Source organism: Azospirillum sp. UENF 312511 (assembly GCF_058780635.1).
The window spans coordinates 366,118-387,680 of record NZ_JBSNCG010000002.1 but is presented as its reverse complement, the minus strand read 5'-3'; the positions used below and the strand labels follow the sequence as shown (position 1 = coordinate 387,680).

The 21,563-nt window shown below is 67.4% G+C and carries 18 protein-coding genes and 1 tRNA gene; 13 read left to right on the top strand and 6 right to left on the bottom strand.

Annotation, left to right across the window (positions count from 1 at the left end; translation table 11 throughout):
• The first annotated feature begins 406 nt into the window (after nt 1-406).
• From ACWPN7_RS10160 to ACWPN7_RS10130, 7 genes are all read left to right on the top strand, one after another.
• Nucleotides 407-607: a hypothetical protein gene (locus ACWPN7_RS10160; protein ID WP_040138044.1), complete on the top strand. Its 201-nt coding sequence runs from the start codon at nt 407-409 to the stop codon at nt 605-607.
• 73 nt (nt 608-680) lie between these two features.
• Nucleotides 681-1,460 carry a MetQ/NlpA family ABC transporter substrate-binding protein gene (locus ACWPN7_RS10155; protein WP_014198187.1) on the top strand — a complete coding sequence of 260 codons (780 nt, stop codon included), beginning with the start codon at nt 681-683 and terminating at the stop codon, nt 1,458-1,460.
• Between the two features lie 171 nt (nt 1,461-1,631).
• On the top strand, nt 1,632-3,302 hold the full coding sequence (locus tag ACWPN7_RS10150) for an acyl-CoA synthetase (protein WP_459197300.1): 1,671 nt from the start codon (nt 1,632-1,634) through the stop codon (nt 3,300-3,302).
• Complete coding sequence (locus ACWPN7_RS10145; protein WP_103039690.1) at nt 3,299-4,363, top strand: methionine ABC transporter ATP-binding protein; 1,065 nt, start codon at nt 3,299-3,301, stop codon at nt 4,361-4,363. The genes ACWPN7_RS10150 and ACWPN7_RS10145 overlap by 4 nt, the downstream gene beginning before the upstream one ends.
• Nucleotides 4,329-4,997 carry a methionine ABC transporter permease gene (locus ACWPN7_RS10140; protein ID WP_103039689.1) on the top strand — a complete coding sequence of 223 codons (669 nt, stop codon included), beginning with the start codon at nt 4,329-4,331 and terminating at the stop codon, nt 4,995-4,997. The genes ACWPN7_RS10145 and ACWPN7_RS10140 overlap by 35 nt, the downstream gene beginning before the upstream one ends.
• A gap of 10 nt (nt 4,998-5,007) precedes the next feature.
• A complete protein-coding gene (locus ACWPN7_RS10135; RefSeq protein WP_051658757.1) occupies nt 5,008-5,808 on the top strand; it encodes a MetQ/NlpA family ABC transporter substrate-binding protein in 801 nt (266 codons plus the stop codon).
• A 261-nt stretch (nt 5,809-6,069) separates the two neighbouring features.
• Nucleotides 6,070-6,666 (top strand): PDC sensor domain-containing protein, encoded by a 597-nt coding sequence (locus tag ACWPN7_RS10130; RefSeq protein WP_040138038.1) that lies wholly within the window; start codon nt 6,070-6,072, stop codon nt 6,664-6,666.
• A 59-nt stretch (nt 6,667-6,725) separates the two neighbouring features.
• Here ACWPN7_RS10130 and ACWPN7_RS10125 read toward each other — a convergent pair whose 3' ends face one another.
• Together ACWPN7_RS10125 and ACWPN7_RS10120 are read right to left on the bottom strand one after the other, a co-directional pair.
• Nucleotides 6,726-8,789, bottom strand: coding sequence for a putative bifunctional diguanylate cyclase/phosphodiesterase (locus tag ACWPN7_RS10125; protein ID WP_040138037.1), 2,064 nt, complete (start codon nt 8,787-8,789; stop codon nt 6,726-6,728).
• Between the two features lie 351 nt (nt 8,790-9,140).
• Nucleotides 9,141-9,332, bottom strand: a complete 192-nt coding sequence (locus ACWPN7_RS10120; RefSeq protein ID WP_081863448.1) for a zinc-finger domain-containing protein — start codon at nt 9,330-9,332, stop codon at nt 9,141-9,143.
• 171 nt (nt 9,333-9,503) lie between these two features.
• Here ACWPN7_RS10120 and ACWPN7_RS10115 point away from each other — a divergent pair, with 171 nt between their 5' ends.
• The 3 genes from ACWPN7_RS10115 (at nt 9,504) to ACWPN7_RS10105 (ending at nt 11,681) form a co-directional block, all read left to right on the top strand.
• A complete protein-coding gene (locus ACWPN7_RS10115; protein WP_040138035.1) occupies nt 9,504-10,517 on the top strand; it encodes an ABC transporter ATP-binding protein in 1,014 nt (337 codons plus the stop codon).
• 13 nt (nt 10,518-10,530) lie between these two features.
• A complete protein-coding gene (locus tag ACWPN7_RS10110; RefSeq protein ID WP_149649398.1) occupies nt 10,531-11,508 on the top strand; it encodes an alpha/beta fold hydrolase in 978 nt (325 codons plus the stop codon).
• A 96-nt stretch (nt 11,509-11,604) separates the two neighbouring features.
• Nucleotides 11,605-11,681 (top strand) — tRNA-Arg (locus ACWPN7_RS10105).
• 92 nt (nt 11,682-11,773) lie between these two features.
• Here the strand turns inward: ACWPN7_RS10105 and ACWPN7_RS10100 are convergent.
• From ACWPN7_RS10100 to ACWPN7_RS10085, 4 genes are all read right to left on the bottom strand, one after another.
• Entirely contained in the window at nt 11,774-12,814 is a 1,041-nt protein-coding gene (locus ACWPN7_RS10100; protein ID WP_200474568.1) for a sensor histidine kinase, read from the bottom strand.
• Nucleotides 12,811-13,260 (bottom strand): response regulator, encoded by a 450-nt coding sequence (locus ACWPN7_RS10095; RefSeq protein ID WP_040138031.1) that lies wholly within the window; start codon nt 13,258-13,260, stop codon nt 12,811-12,813. The genes ACWPN7_RS10100 and ACWPN7_RS10095 overlap by 4 nt, the downstream gene beginning before the upstream one ends.
• Nucleotides 13,250-14,749, bottom strand: a complete 1,500-nt coding sequence (locus tag ACWPN7_RS10090) for a sensor histidine kinase (protein ID WP_459197299.1) — start codon at nt 14,747-14,749, stop codon at nt 13,250-13,252. The genes ACWPN7_RS10095 and ACWPN7_RS10090 overlap by 11 nt, the downstream gene beginning before the upstream one ends.
• 155 nt (nt 14,750-14,904) lie before the next feature.
• Complete coding sequence (locus tag ACWPN7_RS10085; protein ID WP_492273266.1) at nt 14,905-15,438, bottom strand: hypothetical protein; 534 nt, start codon at nt 15,436-15,438, stop codon at nt 14,905-14,907.
• Nucleotides 15,439-15,607: 169 nt separating this feature from the next.
• On the opposite strand from ACWPN7_RS10085, the gene ACWPN7_RS10080 reads away from it, so the two are divergent.
• The 3 genes from ACWPN7_RS10080 to ACWPN7_RS10070 all read left to right on the top strand — a co-directional run bounded on the left by ACWPN7_RS10080 (nt 15,608) and on the right by ACWPN7_RS10070 (nt 21,561).
• Nucleotides 15,608-16,270, top strand: a complete 663-nt coding sequence (locus ACWPN7_RS10080; protein WP_349620818.1) for a DUF6766 family protein — start codon at nt 15,608-15,610, stop codon at nt 16,268-16,270.
• A gap of 100 nt (nt 16,271-16,370) precedes the next feature.
• Nucleotides 16,371-19,283 (top strand): DNA polymerase I, encoded by a 2,913-nt coding sequence (gene polA, locus ACWPN7_RS10075; protein ID WP_459197297.1) that lies wholly within the window; start codon nt 16,371-16,373, stop codon nt 19,281-19,283.
• Nucleotide 19,284: 1 nt separating this feature from the next.
• Complete coding sequence (locus ACWPN7_RS10070; protein ID WP_492273265.1) at nt 19,285-21,561, top strand: CheR family methyltransferase; 2,277 nt, start codon at nt 19,285-19,287, stop codon at nt 21,559-21,561.
• Nucleotides 21,562-21,563 lie beyond the last annotated feature (2 nt).

The window sequence follows — 21,563 nt, the reverse complement described above, 5'->3', positions numbered from 1 at the left end:
ACCATCATGGCAGCGGCGACTAATTAACAAAAATTGATGGCTGTATGCTCATTTTCACAAAATCAATTCACTTTCCGCCTTGACCGAATGCCCACTTACATTGTAGATAAAAAGCCGGACGCCCAAGGGGGGCGCCCCGCGGCAATTTGATCGCCAGCTTGCGCCGCGTCACCAAACGCTAAAGCGCCACGATACCGGTCGTGGAACTCTGGAAGGAGTGACCGGAATGACCATGATGACCACCCCCTCCCCAGCCGATCGGACCGGCACCGTGACGGGTCTGTGTTGCCGAATGCGCAACGCCTCGTGTCGCCGCTGACCTCAGCGCGCCAAGCCGTCCCGTCCAGCATCCGATCCGCATGAAACCCGCGCGCCACAGCGCCGCGGGCCGAGGGAGAACACCGTCATGAGCACGTCCAACGCCTACGCCATCGAGGTCCAGGGCCGGTCCGCCGGCATCGTCGTCGCCGGCCAGGGCGGCTTCACCTTCTTCGTGTCCGACTGGTCCTTCAAGGACCTCGACCGCCAGACCTTCCGCAACGTCGGACAGGCCGAGCGCGCCGCCAAACAGTTGGCGGCCCGGCGCTCCGGAGTGCGGCGGCGCTGATCGCGCGCCCACATTTCACACCGACCCCGCGCCCGATCCCAATATTCCACACCGCCGATAAAGGACCCGTTCCGTGAAAGCCTTTCTGACGTCCATTGTCACCGCCGCCCTTCTCACCGTTTCCACCGGCGCCGGCGCCGCGGCCCTCAAGCTCGGCGTGTCCGCCGGTCCCTATGGCGAGATCCTGGAATACACGGCAAAGATCGCCGCCAAGGAAGGCTTGAAGGCGGAGGTGATCGAGTTCACCGACTGGAACATGCCCAACGCGGCGCTGCAGTCCGGCGACATCGACGCCAACAACTTCCAGCACCAGCCCTTCCTGGACAACCAGATCAAGCAGCGCGGCTACGACATCGTGCCGGTCGCCAAGAGCATCGTCGTGCCCATGGGCATCTACGCGAAGAAGGTGCAATCGCTGGCCGACCTGAAGGAGGGGGCCAGCGTCTCCATCCCCAACGACCCGACCAACGGCGCCCGCGCGCTGTTCCTGCTGGCCAAGGCCGGGGTGATCGGGCTGAAGGACGGGGCGGGCTTGAACACCTCCATCGCCGACATCGCGTCCAACCCGAAGAAGATCAAGCTGGTGGAGTTGGACGCGGCCCAGCTTCCGCGCTCGCTCGACGACGTGGACGCCTCGGTCATCACGCTGAACTACGCGGTCCTGGCCGGGCTGACCCCGAAGACCGCCCTGGTTCTGGAGGACGACCAGTCGAAATGGCACCTCGTCTGGGCCGTCCGCAAGGATCGCGCCGAGGACCCGGCGATCAAGCGCTTCATCGAACTGTATCGCTCCGCCGAGGTGCGGGACTTCATCAACACGCGCTTCAACGGCACCATCATCCCGACCTGGTGAGCGTCGCCGGTTGTCATAGCCCTCTCCCCTCCGGGGAGAGGGTGGCCCGGAGGGCCGGTGAGGGGGTTGTGCTTTTGCCGGACGTGGCGCCACGCGCAACCCCCTCACCCTAACCCTCTCCCCTGAGGGGAGAGGGGAACTCGAAAGCGATTCTTTCCAGGAAGCTCCGTCATGACCGGCCCGTTCAGCCGCACCGCCTCGATCTTCGACCGCGGTCTCGCCCCCGACCCCGCGAACCACGTCCCGCTCAGCCCGCTCAGCTTCCTGAAACGCGCGGCGAAGGTCTATCCGGACAAGCCGGCCATCCGCCACGGCCGCCGCACCATCACCTACGCGCAGTTCCACGACAGGGTACGGCGCTTCGCCGGGGCGCTGCTGCGGGCCGGGGTGGGTCGGGGCGACACGGTGTCGGTGCTGGCGCCCAACGTCCCGGCGCTGCTGGAGGCGCACTACGCGGTACCGCTGGCCGGCGCAGTCCTGAACGCGCTGAACACCCGGCTGGATGCCGCGGCCATCGCCTTCATCCTGGACCACAGTGAAACGGTGTTGCTGATCGTCGACCGCGAGCTGTCGCCGGTCGCCAAGGCGGCGCTCGCCCGGACGGAGCGCCCCGTCACGCTGGTGGAGATCGCCGACGAGCAGGCGCCCGACGCGCCGTCGCTGGGTGCCGTGGAGTATGAGGACTTCCTCGCCGCTGCCGACCCCGCCCCCTGGCGCGGGCCGGACGACGAGTGGCAAGCCATCGCGCTGAACTACACCAGCGGCACCACCGGCAACCCCAAGGGCGTCGTCTACCACCACCGCGGCGCCTATCTGAACGCGCTGGGCAACGCCTTCACCCTGAACGTCCGGCTCGAGAGCGTCTTCCTGTGGACGCTGCCGATGTTCCACTGCAACGGCTGGACCTACAGCTGGGCGGTCACCGCCGCGGGCGGCACCCATGTCTGCCTGCGGCGTGTGGAGCCGGCGGCGATCTTCGACGCCATCGCGGAGTTGGGCGTCACCCATCTGTGCGGCGCGCCGATCGTGCTGAACATGCTGATCCACGCCCCGGCACCGGTACGGCGACCCGCCCCCCGCCGGGTGATCGTGGGCACCGGCGGCGCCGCTCCGCCGTCCGCCGTGCTTGCCGGCATGACGGCGCTGGGTTTCGAGGTGGTGCACATGTACGGGCTGACCGAATGCTACGGCCCGGCCACCGTCTGCGCCCCGCAGGAGGGCTGGGAGGATCTCGACGCCGACGGGCTGGCCCTGCAGTTCGCGCGGCAGGGGGTGAACCACGTCGCGGTGGAGGACGCCACCGTGCTCGACCGCGAGACCGGCCGGCCGGTGCCCGCCGACGCGCAGACCATCGGCGAGATCGCGCTGCGCGGCAACACGGTGATGAAGGGCTATCTGAAGAACCCCGCGGCGACGAAGGAGGCGCTGAAGGACGGCTGGTTCCGCACCGGGGACCTGGGCGTGCTGCATCCCGACGGCTATATCGAGGTGAAGGACCGCAGCAAGGACATCATCATATCGGGCGGCGAGAACATCTCGTCCCTGGAGGTGGAGGAAGCGTTGTACCGGCACCCCGCCGTTCTGGAGGCCGCCGTGGTCGCCCGCCCCGACGATCGTTGGGGCGAGAGCCCCTGCGCCTTCGTGACGGTGAAGCCCGGCAGCGAACGCCCCTCTGAGTCCGAGATAATTCAATGGTGCCGGGACCGCATTGCGCACTACAAGGTGCCGCGCACCGTTGTGTTCAGCGACCTGCCGAAGACATCGACCGGTAAAATCCAGAAGACCGTCCTGCGCGACGCGGCCCGCGATCTGGGCGCGCGTCGGGAGGCCAAGAGCGTATGATAACCTTCGAACAGCTTCAGAAAACCTACCCGTCCCGCGGCACCGGGCAGCCGGTCCAGGCGCTCGCCGACATCGACCTGACCATCGGGCGCGGCGAGATCTACGGAATCATCGGGCGTTCGGGCGCCGGCAAATCCACGCTGCTGCGCACCGTGAACCTGCTGGAGAAGCCGACATCGGGCCGTGTGCTGGTCGACGGGGTGGACGTCACCGCCCTGTCGCCGCGCGATCTGCGCGAAGCGCGGCACAGCATCGGCATGATCTTCCAGCACTTCAACCTGCTGTCCTCGCGCACGGTGTTCGACAACGTCGCCCTGCCGCTGGAGCTGGCCGGGGTGGCGAAGGCGCAGATCCGCGCGACGGTGGAGCCGCTGCTCGACCTCGTCGGCCTCACCGACAAGCGCGACCGCTACCCGGCGGAGCTGTCGGGCGGGCAGAAGCAGCGCGTCGGCATCGCCCGCGCGCTGGCCAGCAAGCCCAAGGTGCTGCTGTCGGACGAGGCGACCTCCGCGCTGGACCCGGAGACGACGACCCAGATCCTCCACCTGCTGGCTGACATCAACAAGCGGCTGGGCCTGACCATCGTCCTGATCACCCACGAGATCGCCGTCATCAAGGAGATCTGCCACAAGGTGGCGGTGATGGAGAACGGGCGGATCATCGAGCAGGGGCCGGTCTTCGACATCTTCGCGCACCCCAAGCACGAGACGACGAAAACCTTCGTCGATCCGGTGATCAACCGCGGCATCCCGGACAGTCTGCGCGCCCGCCTGTCGGCGACGCCGGTGCCGGGGTCGAACATGGTGCTGCGCATCACCTTCACGGGCGAGCGCGCGACCTCCCCGGTGATCAGCGCGATCAGCCGCAAGATGAACCTGGACCTGAACATCTGGCACGGCCAGATCGACGAGATCCAGGGCGCGCCCTTCGGAACGCTGGTGGTGGAGGCCATCGGCAACCCGCAGTCCATCGAGGCGGCCATCAGCCTCCTCAACGTCAACAAGCTCGGTGTCGAGGTGCTCGGTCATGCTGTCCCCGGAAATCTACGCGCTGCTGTTTAAGGCGCTTCTCGACACGCTCTACATGGTGGCGGTGTCGGGCCTTCTGGGCACGGCGCTGGGCCTTCCGCTGGGCGTGCTCCTGGCCGTCACCGGCCGGGGGGAGCTGTTGCAGAATCTCACCTTCAACCGGGTCGCCGGCGTGCTGGTGAACATGACGCGCTCCACCCCCTTCATCATCCTGGTGGTGGCGATCATCCCCTTCACCCGCCTGATCGCCGGCACCTCCATCGGCACCGCCGCGGCCATCGTGCCGCTGACGGTCGCCGCCGTGCCCTTCATCGCCCGAATCGTCGAGGGCGCCGTGCGCGAGGTCGACCGCGGCCTGATCGAGGCGGCGCAGTCCATGGGCGCCACGCCCTTCCAGATCATCCGCAAGGTCCTGCTGCCGGAGGCGATGCCCGCCATCGCGCTGGGCCTGACCCTGTCGGTGGTCAGCCTGATCGGCTATTCGGCCATGGTCGGCGCCGTTGGCGGCGGCGGCCTGGGCGACCTCGGCATCCGCTACGGCTACCAGCGCTTCCTGCCGGAGGTCATGCTGGCCGTGGTCATCGTGCTGATCGTGCTGGTGCAGATCGTTCAATCGACGGGCGACTGGATCGCCCGCCGCGTCAACAAACGCAACCTGAAGTCCTGAGGAGTTGGAGATGTTCCGTACCCGTGTGCTCGGCGCGGCCTTTGGTCTGGTGGCCGGCATCGCGACCCTGGCGACCGCCGTTAGCGCGTCGGCCGAAGCCCTGAAGATCGGCGTCACCCCCGGCCCGCACGGCCAGATCCTCGAGAAGGTCAAGCCGCTGGCCGCCAAGGAAGGCCTCGACCTGACGGTTCTGGAGTTCTCCGACTACGTCATCCCGAACCAGGCGCTGGCCCAGGGCGACCTGAACGCCAACTCCTTCCAGCACCAGCCCTACCTGGACAACCAGGTGAAGGACCGCGGCTACGAGCTGGTCAGCGTCGCCAAGACGGTGATCTTCCCGATGGGCGTCTACTCGAAGAAGGTGAAGAGCCTGGACGAGCTGCCCGACGGCGCCAAGGTCTCCATCCCCAACGACCCGACCAACGGCGGCCGCGCCCTGCTGCTGCTCCAGGCCAAGGGCCTGCTGAAGGTGAAGGAGAGCGCCGGCCTGAAGGCCTCGCCGCTCGACATCGCCGAGAACCCGAAGAAGCTCCAGATCCTGGAACTCGACGCCGCGCAGCTCCCACGCTCGCTGGACGACGTGACCGTGGCGGTCATCAACACCAACTTCGCCATGGAATCCGGCCTGGACCCGAACAAGGACGCCATCGCCCGCGAGGCCAGCGAGAGCCCCTACGCCAACGTCATCGCCGTCCGCAAGGCCGACCAAGACAAGCCGTGGGTCGCCACGCTGGTGAAGGTGTACCAGAGCGACGAGGTGAAGCAGTTCATCCTCGACCGCTTCAAGGGTGCCGTGGTCCCGGCCTGGTAACCCGCCGCCGGACCGGAAAGGCCCTTCCTCCAGCCGGGGGAAGGGCTTTTTCTTTGGCCGTGACGCCACGATGGCCCGATCCAAGGAAATCCCCGCAGGGCGCTTCAAGGACAACAATGGTTAGTCTCACTGATTTTCCGCTAAACGGAATAAATCGCGCATTCCTCTGACGGTCGGGATGAAGCGGGACCTATGGTTCTGCGCCCACGGAGCACAGGCCGCAAAGACGGCCCGCGGGCGGATCAACCTTGGGAGGAACCGATGTCCAAACGCTTTTCCCTGCTGCTGTCCACCGCGGCGGTCCTGACCATGCTCGGCACCCTGCCGGCCTACGCCGCCGACCCCGCCCTGGAAGCCAACGTCCGCAAGACGGTGAGCCCGCAGACCCAGACCTGGCTCGCCGATCCGGCGGTGGTCGACGCCGTCAAGGCCCAGAACGCGCAGAACAAGGGCCTCGACCAGGCCAAGATCGACGCCATGGACAACGACTGGAAGGCGGCGGCCAAGGCCAAGTCCGCCAACCCGACCTATGACAAGATCGCCGCCAACGCCGTGACCAAGCGCCTGAAGGAGGTGACGGACAAGAGCAACGGCCGGATCGTGGAAATCCTGCTGATGGACAACCGCGGCCTGAACGTGGCCCAGACCGGCGGCACCTCCGACTATTGGCAGGGCGACGAGCCGAAGTGGCAGAAGGTCTACAGCGGCGGCTCCGACCTCTACATGACCGACCCGGAGAAGGACGCCGAGACGAACGCCATGCTGACCGAGGTCAGCGTTCCCGTGCTCGACCCGGCCAGCAAGGAGAAGATCGGCGTGGCGATGATCGTGCTCGACACCAACAAGCTCGGCAACTGACAGGGCGCGGCTTCCCGCCGGCCCGCTCCAATCGGACAGCGGCCGGCCGGGGAGCCACTCTACCGGGCGTTCTCAACCAGGAAGCGCTGGAAGGCGTCCACATCCAGCGGGCGGCTGATCAGGAAGCCCTGGATGCGCGTGCAGCGCTGGCGGCGCAGCATGTCCGCCTGCTCCTCCGTCTCCACCCCCTCGGCGATGGTGTCGAAGCCCAAGCTGTCGGCCAGATTCACGATGGTGTTGACGATGGCCGGGTCGGTGGCCGACTGCACGATGTCGCGGACGAAGCTGCGGTCGATCTTCAGCGTGTTGATCGGGAACCGCTTCAAATAGGCCAGGGAGGAATAGCCGGTCCCGAAATCGTCGATGGACAGGCGGATGCCGATCCCCTTCAGCCCGTGCAGGATGGTCACCGCCTTCTCGATGTCGCCGATCATGGCGCCCTCGGTCAGCTCCAGCTCCAGCCGCTCCGGCGGGACGCCGCTGCGCTCCACCACGTCGCGCACGAAATTCACCAGACGCGCGTCCTGGAACTGGCGCGGCGACAGGTTGACCGACACCGACGCGATGTCCAGCCCGGCGGCTAGCCAGCCGGCCAGCCGGCCGCAGGCCTCCCTCAGGGTCCAGGCGCCGATTTCCCAGATCAGGCCGGTCTCCTCGGCCAGCGGGATGAACTCCGCCGGGCTGACGAGGCCGCGCACCGGATGGTGCCAGCGGATCAGCGCCTCCGCCCCGATCACCCGGTGGAAGCCGCGCTGCGGCATGTCGACCTTGGGCTGGAAATGCAGCGCAAACTCCTCGCCGGTCGCGGCGGCGCGGCGCAGGTCGCTTTCCAGCCCCAACGTGAAGCCGGTGCGCTCCCGCATGCCCGCCTCGTAGAAGACGAACTTGCATTCCGGGTTGCGCTTGGCGTGGTACATGGCGAGGTCGGCGTTGCGCAGGAGCTGGTCCGCCGTCTCGCCGTCGTCGGGGAAGAAGGCGACGCCGATCGAGGCGCCGCAGAAGAGTTCCTGGTTGTGGACGGCGAAGGGCTCGCCCATCGAATAGAGCACCTTCTCGACCAGCCGGGCGCCGGAGGCGCGGTCCATCGCGTCGGGCGCCACGATCAGGAACTCGTCGCCGCCCAGCCGGCCCACCGTGTCGGACACGCGGGTGCAGTTGCGCAGGCGCTTGGCCACCAGCTTCAGCAGGTCGTCGCCGGCGTGGTGGCCCAGCGTGTCGTTCACCTGCTTGAAGCGGTTGAGGTCGAGGAAGGCCACGGCGACCTTGGTGCGCATGCGCTGGGCGCGCGCGATGGCCTCCTCCAGCCGCTCGCAGACCAGCCAGCGGTTGGGCAGGTCGGTCAGCCGGTCGAAGCTGGCCTGGTAGCGGATCTGGTGTTCCTGATACTTGCGCTGGCTGATGTCGGCGAGCGTCAGCACGTAATGCTCCAGCGCACCGCCCGGCGCGCGCACCGCCGTGACCGACAACGAGGCCGCGAAGGCGTCGCCGGAATGGCGGAAGCTGGTCACCTCGCCCTGCCAGCGCCCTTCCGTGCGGGCGGTGCGCCAGATGTCGTCGATGAAGGCGCGCTCGTGCGAGCCGGGAGCGAAGATCACCAGCGGGCGGTGGAGAAGCGCCTCCCGCTGGAAGTCGGTCATCACCTCGTAGGCCGGGTTGACCGCCTGTACCGACAGGTCGGGGTCCACGATCAGGATGCCGTCGGCCACGCTGTCGAAGACGGTGGCGAGCAGGCGGATCTTCTCCTCATGCTGCTTGCGCTCGGTGATGTCCTGGACGGTGCCTTCGTAGTAGCGGATGCGGCCCTGCGGATCGCGCACGCAGCGCGCGTTCTCCGAGATCCAGATGATCGAGCCGTCGTTGCGGAAGACCCGCGCCTCGAAGCTCTGCACCACGTCGCGCTCGGCCATCAGGCGGGCGAAGGCCTCACGCTTGCCGGGGTCGACGTAGAGCTGGCCGGCGATGTCCGTCAGGTTGTCGATCAGGTCGGCCGGCGACCGGTAGCCGTAGATCCGCGCCAGCGCCGGATTGACCCGCAGATAACGCCCGTCCACCGTGGTCTGGTAAATACCTTCGACCGCGTTCTCGAAAATACTTCTGTATTGCTCTTCCGTCTCTTGGCTCATGGACCGGGCCTCATCTGGCGCGAGAGCGTTGGCCTCAGGAAAAAGCATGCGAAGGACCTGAGCGGGCAATTGCGATGGACGCCTCTTTTGCGCCGCAAAAAAGTAGAAGGCGGATCGCGACGCGCGTCAAGGCGGTTCGTTTTATATTTTTCACAATTGCAATAAAAGAGGCATATGACCCATCCCGCCCGGACGTTGCATCGCCACAGCGTCGGGTGGCGGAAAGGCCACAGAAAAGGCCACAAAATTGGGCTGAACCACCGGTTCGAACCGCCGGCAAACAAAAAGGGCCGGATCGCTCCGGCCCTTGCTGTGCGCGGGATTTCCGCCCTGTAAGAGGCGCCGCCGGGCTCAGTGCCCGTGCGTGCCCGTCTTGGCGCCTTCCTTCAGGACGAAGTGACGCGAGCAGTAGGGGCATTCGACCTTCCCCTCGGCGCTCAGCGTCAGATAGACCAGCGGGTGGCCGAGCGCGCCGCCGCCACCGTCGCACCCGACGGTCAGGGTCTCGACTTCGATCGTTTCAACTGGCTGCATGGCAGACATCCTCCACTTTGACACACGCGCGCGTTAACGCCATCGTTAAGATGCCCACCGAATGAGGCACGCGCGCGGGGTCGGATCATACCCAACGCGCCGGACGGATCAAGTGATTGGACAGTGATCGCCCCCGGGGGTTCGGACTCGGGGCACGACCGGAAAGGCCCTTTCGATTCCATGGTTGCGCACGCCCCGCTGAACGCCGCCACCTTGCCCACCCACGCCGTCCCCGCCTACGCCGTGGAGGTGCGCGGCCTCACCAAGACCTATCAGGCGGCCGGCAAGGCCGGCCCGAAACAAGCTCTTAAGGGCATCGACCTGGCGATTCCGCGCGGGGCGGTGTTCGGGCTGCTGGGGCCGAACGGGGCGGGCAAGTCGACGCTCATCAACATCATGGCCGGGCTGGTCAACAAGACCGGCGGCACGGTGTCGATCTGGGGAACCGACATCGACGCCCATCCGCGCCAGGCGCGGGCGTCGATCGGCGTGGTCCCCCAGGAACTGAACATGGACCCTTTTTTCACCCCGCGGGAAATGCTGGAGCTTCAGGCCGGCCTCTACGGCGTGCCCAAGGCCGAGCGCCGGACCGAGGAACTGCTGGAAGCCGTGGGGCTGCGCGACAAGGCCGACGCCTACGCCCGGTCGCTGTCGGGCGGCATGAAGCGGCGGCTGATGGTGGCGAAGGCGATGGTCCACACCCCGCCCGTCCTGGTGCTGGACGAGCCGACCGCCGGCGTGGACGTGGAACTGCGCATCCAACTGTGGGAGCATGTGCGCAAGCTGAACCGCGAGGGCTCGACGGTGCTGCTGACCACCCACTATCTGGAGGAGGCGCAGGAGCTGTGCGACTCCATCGCCATCATCAACCATGGCACGGTGGTGGCCTGCGAGCCGACCGCGACGCTGCTCCGCCGAGTGGACGCCAAGGCGCTGACCGTTCTGGTCGACCGCGACCTGGACGCCGTGCCGGCGGAACTGTCCGCCTTCACCGCCGAACTGGCCGAGCCGCGGCGCCTGATCGTCCGCTACCAGCCGAGCCGCCAGAGGGTGGACGGCATCCTCGCCGCCCTGGCCGGGGCGGGGCTGGGGGTCGTCGATCTCAGCACCGAGGAATCGGACCTGGAGGACATCTTCCTGCAGTTGACCGGCGGCGCGCACGCCCGGAAGGAGATCGCGCACGATGCGGCGTAGGGCGGCCGGCCGGATGGCGAAACTGATCGTCGGGATCGGCCTTCTGCTGTCCGGCTGCACCGCGGCCTATCAGCCGATGGGTTTGCCCGTGACCCAGCCGGCCCTGACCGACAGCGCCCTGATCGCCGCCGATGGCTTCGAACTGCCGCTGCGGCGCTGGCTGCCCGAGGGCGGGGCGCCGCGGGCGGTGGTCCTGGCCCTGCACGGCTACAACGACTACTCCAACGCCTTCGACGGGGCCGGTCGCGGCCTCGCCGCGCGGGGGATCGCCGTCTACGCCTACGACCAGCGCGGGTTCGGCGCCACGCGGAACACCGGCATCTGGCCGGGGACCGACACGCTGGTTGCCGATCTGAAGGCAGCCGTCTCGCAAATCCACGCCCGCCATCCCGGCCTGCCGGTTTATCTGATGGGCGAGAGCATGGGTGGCGCGGTGGTGCTGACGGCGATGACCGGCCCGAATCCGCCCACGGTGAACGGCACCATCCTGGTCGCCCCCGCTGTCTGGGGCCGCGACGCGATGGGCTTCTTCCCAAGGGCGCTGCTCTGGCTCAGCTACAACACGGTCCCGGGGATGGTGGTGCACCCGCCGAAGGATCTGAAGATCCAGGCGTCGGACAACATCGAGATGCTGCGCGCGCTGGGCCGCGACCCTCTGGTCATCAAGGGCTCGCGGGTCGATGCGCTGGACGGGCTGACCGACCTGATGGGCACGGCCCTGGCCGCCTGCGGCCATCTGTCGGTGCCGTCCCTGGTGCTTTACGGCGCCCACGAGGAGGTGCTGCCGAAGACCCCGGTCAACCGCGCGGTCGAGGATTTCGAGTCCGGTGGGCGGCATGTGGTGGCGGTGTATCCCGACGGCTGGCACATGCTGCTGCGCGACCTGAAGGGTCAGGTGGTGGTCAACGACATCGCCGCCTGGATCGAGAACCCCAAGCAGCCCCTGGCGAGCGGCGCCGACCGCAACCGCAGCCTCCTGGCCGCGAAATAAGCACGGATGGGCGGCCCCGGCGGGGTGTGAAAAAATGTCGAAAGGAGTGTTTGCACTCGGTCAGGCTTTTCGCTATGGTGCGCCTCCGCTGATGATGGACCCGTAGCTCAGCTGGATAGAGCGCTGCCCTCCGAAGGCAGAGGCCGATGGTTCGAATCCATTCGGGTCCGCCAGCGATTTCAAAGGCTTAGCCGCAATGCGCGCTAGGCCTTTTTTCGTTGTGTCAGCAGCGTGTCAGGCGCGGAAGAAGCCTCGGCAGGAATCCTCACATCGGCTGAAATGGCATCGTCAGCGTCACCCAGGTGCCGGCATGCCGCCTGTCGTAATTCAGCTGCGCTCCCAGGCTGGTCGCCATCGCCTGGACAATCCGCGTGCCCAGGCCGGTTCCCTGCGGAGCGTCGTCACGGGAGAAGCCGACACCGTCATCCTCCACGCTCACCGACAGATGCCCGTCGGCGGCGGTCGCCCGGACACGGATGCTACCGATCCGGCCGTCCGGGTAAGCGTATTTGCAGGCGTTCGTGACCAACTCGGTCACGATCACCGCCAGGGACACGGCCTTGTCGGTCGGCACCGACACCGCATCGGCAACGACGCTGAAGCGGTCCGGGTGTCGGGTCGCCATCGCGCTGTGCATTCCGGCGAGCAGCGTTTCCAGATACAGGTCGATCCGGACCGAGCGCACGTCGTCGGAGGTGTAGAGGCTTCGATGTATACCGGCGATCGCGATGATGCGCGCCTGCGTCTCGCCCAGCGCGGCGCGGGCCTCGGGGTCGGACAGGCCGGATTTCTGCATCTGTATGAAGGCTCCAACCAGAGCCAGGCTGTTGGCGACGCGGTGGTTGACCTCCCGCAGGAGCAATTCCGCGCGGTCCCGCGCGGCACGCACCTCCCGCTCCGCAAGCTCCCTTTCCCGGCGCAGATGCGCCTTTTCCAGGGACTGCTCGATGGCCGCCGCCAGCAGATCGAAGAATTCTTCCCCGGCTTCCTTGGGGACGTAATCGTCCGCGCCGGCCTTCAGCGCCGCGACGGCCACCCGCGTGTCCCCCGCACCCGTGACGTAGACGACCGGCGGCGCATCGTCGCGCGACAGCAGGATGGGCAGGATGTCCAGCCCGGTCACCCCGGGCATCTCGTGATCCAGCCCAACCACCGCGATGCCGCCCAACTCCAGCCGGCTCAACCCCTCCTGGCCGTCCTTTGCGCACTCCACGATGTAACCGCGCCGCTCGAGCTTCCGTTGCACCAGCCGCGCCATGGCGACGTCATCGTCGATGTAGAGGAAGCGGACGGCCGGGTCGGTCATGCCACCGCCTCGGGAATTTGCATGACCGAAAAAAGCAGTTCCAGTTTCCGGATCGCGGCGGCGAAGCTTTCGTAATTCACCGGCTTGGTGATGTAGACGTTGGCCCCGAGATCGTAGCAGCGCTGGATTTCCTGCCGGTCGTCGGTCGTGGTCAACACCACGACGGGGAAGCGCTTCGTGCAGGGGTTGGCCTTGAGTCTCGCCAGGATATCGATGCCCGTCATGTCCGGAAGGTTCAAATCCAGGAGGATGAGAAGCGCCCGCCCCATGCTTGCCTGCCCGGTTCCGTCCGGACCGAACAGATAGGCGAGCGCGCTGGTGCCGTCGGTAAAGGAGACGATGTCGTTGGTCGCGCCGGAGCGACGGATGTTCTTCTCGATCAGCCGGGCATGTCCCTCGTCGTCCTCGATCAGGACGATGCACGCCGACTGAGTGTCATGCGTCATGGGCGTGCTTCTCCGAAAGCTGGGTCAGGCTTCTGGGAAGGCTTATGCGAAAGACGCTGCCCTGTCCAGGCACCGATTCGACGGCAACCTCGCCTTGCAAGCGCCGGATGAGCGTCCGGACATAGGCCAGCCCGATCCCCTCTCCGGGGCGATCCTGCACGCCGGAGCGGCGGAACAGCTCGAAGATCCGTTCGTGGTCCTGCGGCGGGATTCCGCGCCCATTGTCCACGACGTCGAAGACCAGACGACCGTCCTCGACCCGCCCACGGATGGCGATCCGTCCCGTCCTCGCCGGATCGAGATACTTGATCGCGTTGTCGAGCAGGTTTCCGAACACCTGCTCCAGCGCGAGCCGGTCCGACACCAGGACCGGCAGGTGCCCCTCGATGTCGATGGTGCAGTGCTGTTCGCCGGCTTGGTGGCGAAAGCTGGCGACCACGCTTTCCAGCAGAGCCCGCATGGCGACGGGTTCCGGGTTCAGCGTCCGGCCGCCCTGGCGCGACAGGGCGAGAATGGCGTTGATCAGCCGGTCCATCTTCGACGTCGATGCGCGGATGAAGCCGATGGCCTCGGGCATGTCCTCGGCCACCGCCCGTCGCGCCTCCGACGCCACGGCGTCATCGCCGTCCGCCGGCTGGCGGTCGAGATGGGCACGCACGCTTGCCAGTCCCGCCTCGAATTCGCCGGTGAAGCCCATCACGTTCACCAGCGGGGCACGTAGGTCGTGGCTGACGATGTAGGCGAAGCGCTGGATTTCGTCGTTGGCCCGTTGCAGTTCCTTCGTCCGCTCCGACACGCGCTGCTCCAGGCTGTCGTTGAGCGCCTGGATCGCGCTCTGCGCCCGCATGAGGTCCTGCGCGTAGCGGAACGCGATCCAAACGGCGCCGCCGACAACCAGCACGATGAACAGGCCGCCCAGGTTGGCCACCCAACCCGACGCTCTGGCCTGCCCGATCAGGGTGGACAGCTGGGTGTCGAGTTGGGCGTCGGCGGGGGTGATGAGATCGGCGAGGGAGCGCCGGGCATCGTCCATCAGCATCATGCCGCGACCGGTGCGCACGACGGCCAGAGCCTCGTCCCGGCGGCCGGCCTCCATCAGCGCGATGGTCTGCGCCAACTCCTCCCGTTTGTCGGCGGCAAGGACGGCGAGGCGGCCCACGATGCGCAACGCGTCGGTGTTTCCGCCGGCAAGGTCATGCAGCCGGGCAATCGTGGTGTCGACCGCGGTGGTGGCGGTCTCGTAGGGCTTGAGATACTGACGGTCTTCGGTGAGAAGATAGCCCCGCTGGCCGATCTCGGCGTCCTGCAACTGGCTGAGGAGCGTCCCGGCGGCGACCCGTAGCGAGGTCATCCGGCTGACGGACCCCGAAAACTGCCGCGTGCTGTCCGCCAGCCATCCCGACGTCGCGACGATCCCCAGCAGCGCCAACGCGGCGGCAATCAGCATCAGAAGGGCGCGCCGGGTGACGGTGGTGCTGAAGGTGTGCATCGCAGACGACCGACCCCTGCGGGGATGAGGTATTGCCCCTATAGCAAGTCAACGCATGCTTGGCAATTTGAGCCGCACCATCAGGTTGTCGATCGGCCAGGTTGTCGATCGGCTGTTACAAGACCCGCGAGGGCAGAGTCCTTTGGCGACAGGTCTCAGGCCGGCTCCCGGACGGCGGGGGCATGGTCGCGAGCGCCCTCCATCGGCTCCGCAGCGGATCGGCGCTCCTCCCCTGCTCCCATCAGATACGCGGCCGTGACCCCCGTCACCCCTCCCCACACCACATGGGCGGCCAGCATCAGGCTGTTGCGGGCGGGCGGATGACGGGTCGCGGGGGTCAGGATGCGCATCGCCGGAATCCATCCCAGATAGCTGGCGCCCCAGACCGCAAGGCCGTAGCCGGCCCCTGTCAGCGCCGCCGGCCCGCCGATCCGACGCGCGACCGCCGGATACAGCGCTCCGGCGGCGGCGCCGTAGCCATAATGCAGGGCGAGCGTCAGGTCACGGCGCTGCGGTTCGTCCATCGTGTCCATCACGCCAGTCGGGCCGACGACGCGGTCCGTGATCAGACGCGGCGGCAAGGGGTAACGGTCCTTCTCGGGCAAAGCGCGGAACATCGCGCGCATGGCCGCCGTCATGGCGACGGTGCCGGCCAGCCCGGCGATGGCTCCGGCGACAGAGTGGTTCATGGGAAATGGACCAGAGGTTGTTGTGTGGAGCCTGCAATCAACAGGACCCCGCCTTTCAAGGTTCCTGGCGAGGCTTCGGGGGCGGCGGGGAAACCTCTTGCCCGGCCAAGCGTTGAACGGGCCAGGGCGTGGCATCGGAATCCGTGGCGTCAGAATCAAGGTGCAGCATATGCGTCGCTTCCTGCGGGACAACGGGTTGTCGGTCGCCTTGTTCGGGCTGTTCCTCGTCTCGATCGTCGGGCAGGTGCTGGCCGGGTGGCGCGCCCTGGCGGAGGAGCTTCGCCTCCACGCCCAGCCACCCGTCGGCTTCCTCGATTACCTGACCACCGGCCATTTCCTGTCGGCGACCTTCGAGAACTGGGAGAGCGAGTTTCTCCAGATGTCGGTCTATGTGCTGCTGACCGCCATCCTGGTCCAGAAGGGCTCCTCGGAATCCAAGAAGCCGGGAGAGGCCAACCCGGAGGACGAGGCGCCCGAGCGGCGGCGCGGCGATCCCGACGCGCCCTGGCCGGTGCACCGGGGCGGGCTGCTGCTGCGGCTCTACTCCCACTCGCTCAGCATCGCTTTGGTGACGCTGTTCGTGATGTCCTTCATCCTGCATCTGGCGGGCAGCACGCGGCGCTCGAACGAAGAGGCGGCGTGGCACCACCAGCCCATCCGGACCATGGGGGAAACCCTCGCCGATCCGGAATTCTGGTACGAGAGCTTCCAGAACTGGCAGAGCGAGTTCCTGTCCATGGGGGTTCTGGTCGTGCTTGGCATCTACCTGCGCGAGCGCGGCTCCCCCGAATCCAAGCCGGTCGCCGCACCAAACAGCGAAACCGGCGACTGAGAGTCCGGCCCTCCGCGGCCGGCCGTCGGCGGCGTCGGGCGCGCTCGACTCTCGGGCCGCCTTCGGCCATGGTAACGCCCCAAAGGGAAGAGGCCGCATCATGTCCGACGAAAAGACCACCGACACGCTCCAGACCGCCACCGAAGCCCCCGCGCCCGTTGGGGACGGCAGCGGCCTGTATCTGGTGGACGGGTCGGGCTTCATCTTCCGGGCCTTCCACGCCCTGCCGATGCTGAACCGCCCGGACGGCACGCCGGTGAACGCGGTGCTGGGCTTCTCCAACATGCTGCTGAAGCTGCTGGCCGACCTGAAGGCGTCCGCCGTGGCGGTGGTCTTCGATTCGAAGCGGCTGAACTTCCGCAACGAGTTCTATCCCGAATACAAGGCCCACCGCCCCGAGCCGCCGGAGGAGCTGAAGCCCCAGTTCGCCCTGATCCGCGAGGCGACGGAGGCCTTCTGCCTGCCCTGCCTGGAGTTGGAGGGCTACGAGGCCGACGACCTGATCGCCACCTACGCGCGGCTGGCCAACGAGGCCGGGCGCGAGGTCACCATCGTGTCGTCCGACAAGGACATGATGCAGCTCGTCCGCCCCGGCGTGCGCATGCTCGACCCGCTGAAGAACAAGCCCATCGGCCCCGACGAGGTGTTCGAGAAGTTCGGCGTCGCCCCCGACCGGGTGGTGGACGTCCAGGCGCTGGCCGGGGACAGCGTGGACAACGTGCCGGGCGTGCCGGGCATCGGCGTGAAGACCGCCGCCCAGCTCATCACCGAGTACGGCGACCTGGAATCGCTGCTGGCCCGCGCCGGCGAGATCAAGCAGCCGGCCCGCCGCCAGAAGCTGATCGACTTCGCGGAGCAGGCGCGGATCTCCCGCCGCCTCGTCCTGCTGGACGACCACGCCCCGCCGCCGAAGCCGCTGGAGGAGCTGCGCGTCCGCGAGCCCGACCACCAGAAGCTCATCGACTTCCTGCGCGCCCAGGGCTTCCGCACCATCGTCAGCCGCGTCGAGGCGGAGATGCGCAAGGACGGCACCATCGCCGACGGCGCGGTCCCCTCCTCCGCCACGCCGTCCGCCGGCCCGGCCAAGGCCGCCGCTTCCACCGGCACCGCCCCGGCGGCGGAGGCCGCCGCGCCGCGTAGCCGCCCCGCCCCGCCGACCGACGTCGAGCAGCGCTACGAGCTGGTGCAGGACCTCGACGCCCTGACCGTCTGGCTGGAGCGCGCCCGCACCACCGGCGTCCTGGCCGTGGACACCGAGACCAACTCGCTGACTCCCGCCACGGCAACGCTGGTCGGCATCTCGCTGGCGACCGAGCTGGGGCTGGCCTGCTACATCCCCCTGGCGCATCAGGCCCCCAACGCCGCGGCCAGCGGGGAGCTGTCCTTCGAGACGCCGGAACCGCCGAAGCAAATCCCGGCGGAGGACGCGCTGAAGGCCCTGAAAGATGTGCTGGAGGACCCGGCCATCCTGAAGATCGGGCACAATTTCAAGTTCGACCACCAGCTCTTCGCCCGCCACGGCGTGCGCGTGTCGCCGGTCGACGACAGCATGCTGATCTCCTACGTGCTGGAAGGCGGCGCCCACGGCCACGGCATGGACGAGCTGGCGGAGCTGCACCTCGCCCACACGACCATCCCCTACAAGGAGGTCTGCGGCACCGGGAAGAACCAGATCACCTTCGACCGCGTGCCGCTGGACAAGGCGCTGGCCTACGCCGCGGAGGACGCCGACATCACGCTGCGCCTGTGGCGGGTGCTGAAGCCGCGGCTGGTCGACGAGCGGATGGTCACCGTCTACGAGACGCTGGAACGCCCGCTGGTCCCGGTGATCGCCGACATGGAATCCTGCGGCATCCGCGTGGACCGGGCCGCGCTCGCCCGCCTCTCCCAGGACCTCGCCGTCCGCATGGCGGAGATCGAGAAGGAGGTGCACGGGCACGCCGGGCGCAGCTTCAACATCGGCTCGCCCAAGCAGCTCGGCGAGATCCTGTTCGACGAGATGAAGCTCGGCACCGGCAAGAAGGGCAAGACCGGCGCCTATTCCACCGATTCCAGCGTGCTGGAGGAACTGGCGGAGCAGGGCCACGTCATCGCCCAGCGCGTGCTCGACTGGCGGCAGCTCGCCAAGCTGAAGAACACCTACACCGACGCGCTCCAGGCCCAGATCGTCGAGGGATCGGAGCGGGTGCACACCGCCTTCGCCATGGCGGCGACCAACACCGGCCGCCTGTCCTCGACCGACCCGAACCTGCAGAACATCCCGGTCCGCACCGAGGAGGGGCGCAAGATCCGCCGCGCCTTCGTCGCCGCTCCCGGCCACAAGCTGATCTCCATCGACTATTCGCAGATCGAGCTGCGGCTGGTGGCGGAGATGGCCGACATCGCGGCGCTGAAGCAGGCCTTCCAAGACGGCATCGACATTCACGCGGCGACCGCCAGCCAGGTCTTCGGCGTGCCGCTGGACCAGATGACCTCGGAGATCCGGCGCAAGGCCAAGGCGATCAACTTCGGCATCATCTACGGCATTTCCGGCTTCGGGCTGGGCCGCCAGCTCGGCATCGCGCCGGGCGAGGCCAACGCCTTCATCAAGGCCTATTTCGAGCGCTTCCACGAGTTGAAGGTGTGGATGGAGGCGACCAAAGCCTTCGCCCGCCAGAACGGCCATGTGGTGACTCTGTTCGGGCGGCGCTGTTACATCCCCGGCATCCACGACAAGAACGCCGCCCGCCGCGCCTTCGCGGAACGGCAGGCGATCAACGCGCCGATCCAGGGCACCGCCGCCGACATCATGAAGCGCGCCATGGCCCGCGTGCCCGGCGCCCTGACGGAGGCCGGCTTCGACGAGGTCCGCATGCTGCTCCAGGTGCACGACGAACTGCTGTTCGAGGCGCCGGAGGATCAGGCCGAACGTGCCGCCGCCCTGGTGCGGCAGGTCATGGAGGGGGCCGCGACGCTCGGCGTGCCGCTGGTGGCGGAGGCCGGCATCGGCGGCAACTGGGACGAGGCACACTGAGATGTCCAGCAAGGAAACCAGCGCCAAGGAACCCGTCGACCCCGAATTCGAGGCGCTGATCCGCTACATCCAGGAAAGCCGCGGCCTCGATTTCCGCGGCTACAAGCGCACCAGCCTGCAACGGCGCATCCGCCGCCGGATGGAGGAGGCCGGCTGCGAGGATTTCGCCGCCTATCACGGCCTGCTGGAAGCCGACCCGCAGGAATTCATCCATCTTCTGAACACCGTGCTGATCAACGTGACCTCCTTCTTCCGCGACACCGACTCCTGGGACGTGCTGCGGAAGGACGTCGTCCCGCAGATCCTGGCGCAGCGTTCCGACCGCGATCCCATCCGCATCTGGAGCGCCGGCTGCGCCTCGGGGGAGGAGCCCTATTCCCTCGCCATGCTGCTCGCCGAGGCGTTGGGCAAGGACGCCTTCATCAACCGGGTGAAGATCTATGCCACCGATCTGGACGACGCGGCGCTGAACACCGCCCGCCACGCCATCTACTCGCCGCGTGACGTGGAAAGCGTGCCGCCCCCGTTGCTGGAGCGGTATTTCGAGCGCACCAACAACCACTACGTCTTCCAGCGCGAGCTGCGCAAATGCGTGATCTTCGGGCGGCACAATCTGGTGACCGACGCCCCGATCTCGCGCATCGACCTGCTGGTCTGCCGCAACCTGCTGATCTATCTGGAAAGCGACACCCAGAACATCGTGCTGCCGCGCCTCCACTACGCGCTGACCAGCGATGGCGTCCTGTTCCTCGGCAAGGCGGAGACCCAGCTCGCCCGCTCCAAGATGTTCGAGCCGGTGAACCTGAAGAGCCGCATCTTCCGCAAGGTGCCGCAGGAATGGCGGCGCAGCCTGGGCGGCAGCCTGACCATCGCGCCGGAGCACAACAATCACCGGCAGAGCTTCCAGAGCCGGCTGATGGAAGGCATCGTGGACAGCAGCGCCACCGCCTATCTGTCGGTCAACGGCGACGGCATCCTCGTCTTCGCCAACGCCATGGCCCGGCGCCTTCTCGACGTGGGCGAGATCGACATCGGCCGCCCGTTCCAGGACCTGTCGATCTCCTACCGCCCGGCGGAGCTGCGCTCGCGCATCGAGGAGGTGCAGAAGACCGGGCGCGTGGTGCGCATCGAGCATCAGGAATTCGCCCGCCCGCCGGGCGAGCCGATGCGCCTGACCATCGAAATCTCCCTGCTCTACGGGCGCGACGGCAAGCCCTTCGCCACGCTGCTCGGCTTCACCGACACCAGCCGGCATTTCCAGGTGCAGCAGGAGTTGGAAGCCGCCCAGGAGAGCCTGGAGACGACGATCGAGGAGCTGCAAAGCTCCAACGAGGAGCTGGAGACGACCAACGAGGAACTCCAGTCCACCAACGAGGAGTTGGAAACCACCAACGAGGAACTCCAGTCCACCAACGAGGAGCTGGAGACCATGAACGAGGAGCTGCGCTCCGCGAACGAGGAGTTGGAGGTCGCCAACGAGGAGCTGCGCCGCCAGGGCGAGGAGTTGGGGGAGTTCCGCCGCTACTCGGAATCGGTTCTGCGCAGCATGGACGTGGGCATCATCGTTCTGGACCAGGATTTGCGCGTGCGCTCCTGGAACCGCTGGGGCGAGAACATGTGGGGCCTGCGCGCCGAGGAGGTGCAGGACGAGGAGTTCCTCGACCTCGACATCGGCCTGCCGGTGCAGCGGCTCCGCCTCGACTTGGAGAGGGTCCTGCACAGCGAGGCGCCGCAGACGCCCGTCATGCTGAACGCCGTGGACCGGCGCGGCCGCGCGGTGACCTGCCGGGTCCGGCTCTCCCCGCTGCTGTACGAGGCGCGGGAGGCCCGCGGCGTCGTCCTGATCATCGAGGACGTGACCGAACAGACCCGGACCGAGGCCTTCGCCGGCTATCTCGGGCGGATCATCGGCGAATCCCTGAACGAGGTCTATTTCCTCGACCCGTCCAGCTTCCATTTCCTGCTGGTGAACCGCGGCGCCGAGACCAAGCTCGGCTACAAGCTGGAGCATCTGAAGCAGCTGGCCGTCCACGACCTGATGCCCGAGGTGCCGGCGGAGCGGTTCCGGGCGCTCGTGGCGCCTCTTCTCTCGGGCGACAAGGAGGAGGTGGTCTTCGAGACGGTGATGCAGGGCAGCCAGCGCGGCCCCCATCCGGTCGAGGTCTGCCTTCAGCATTTCGGCGGGGAACAGCCGCCGATCCTCGTCGCCATCGTGCACGACACCACCGAACGCCAGCATCTCGGCGCGGGGGGCGGCGAGAAGGTGGAGATGGAGTAAGG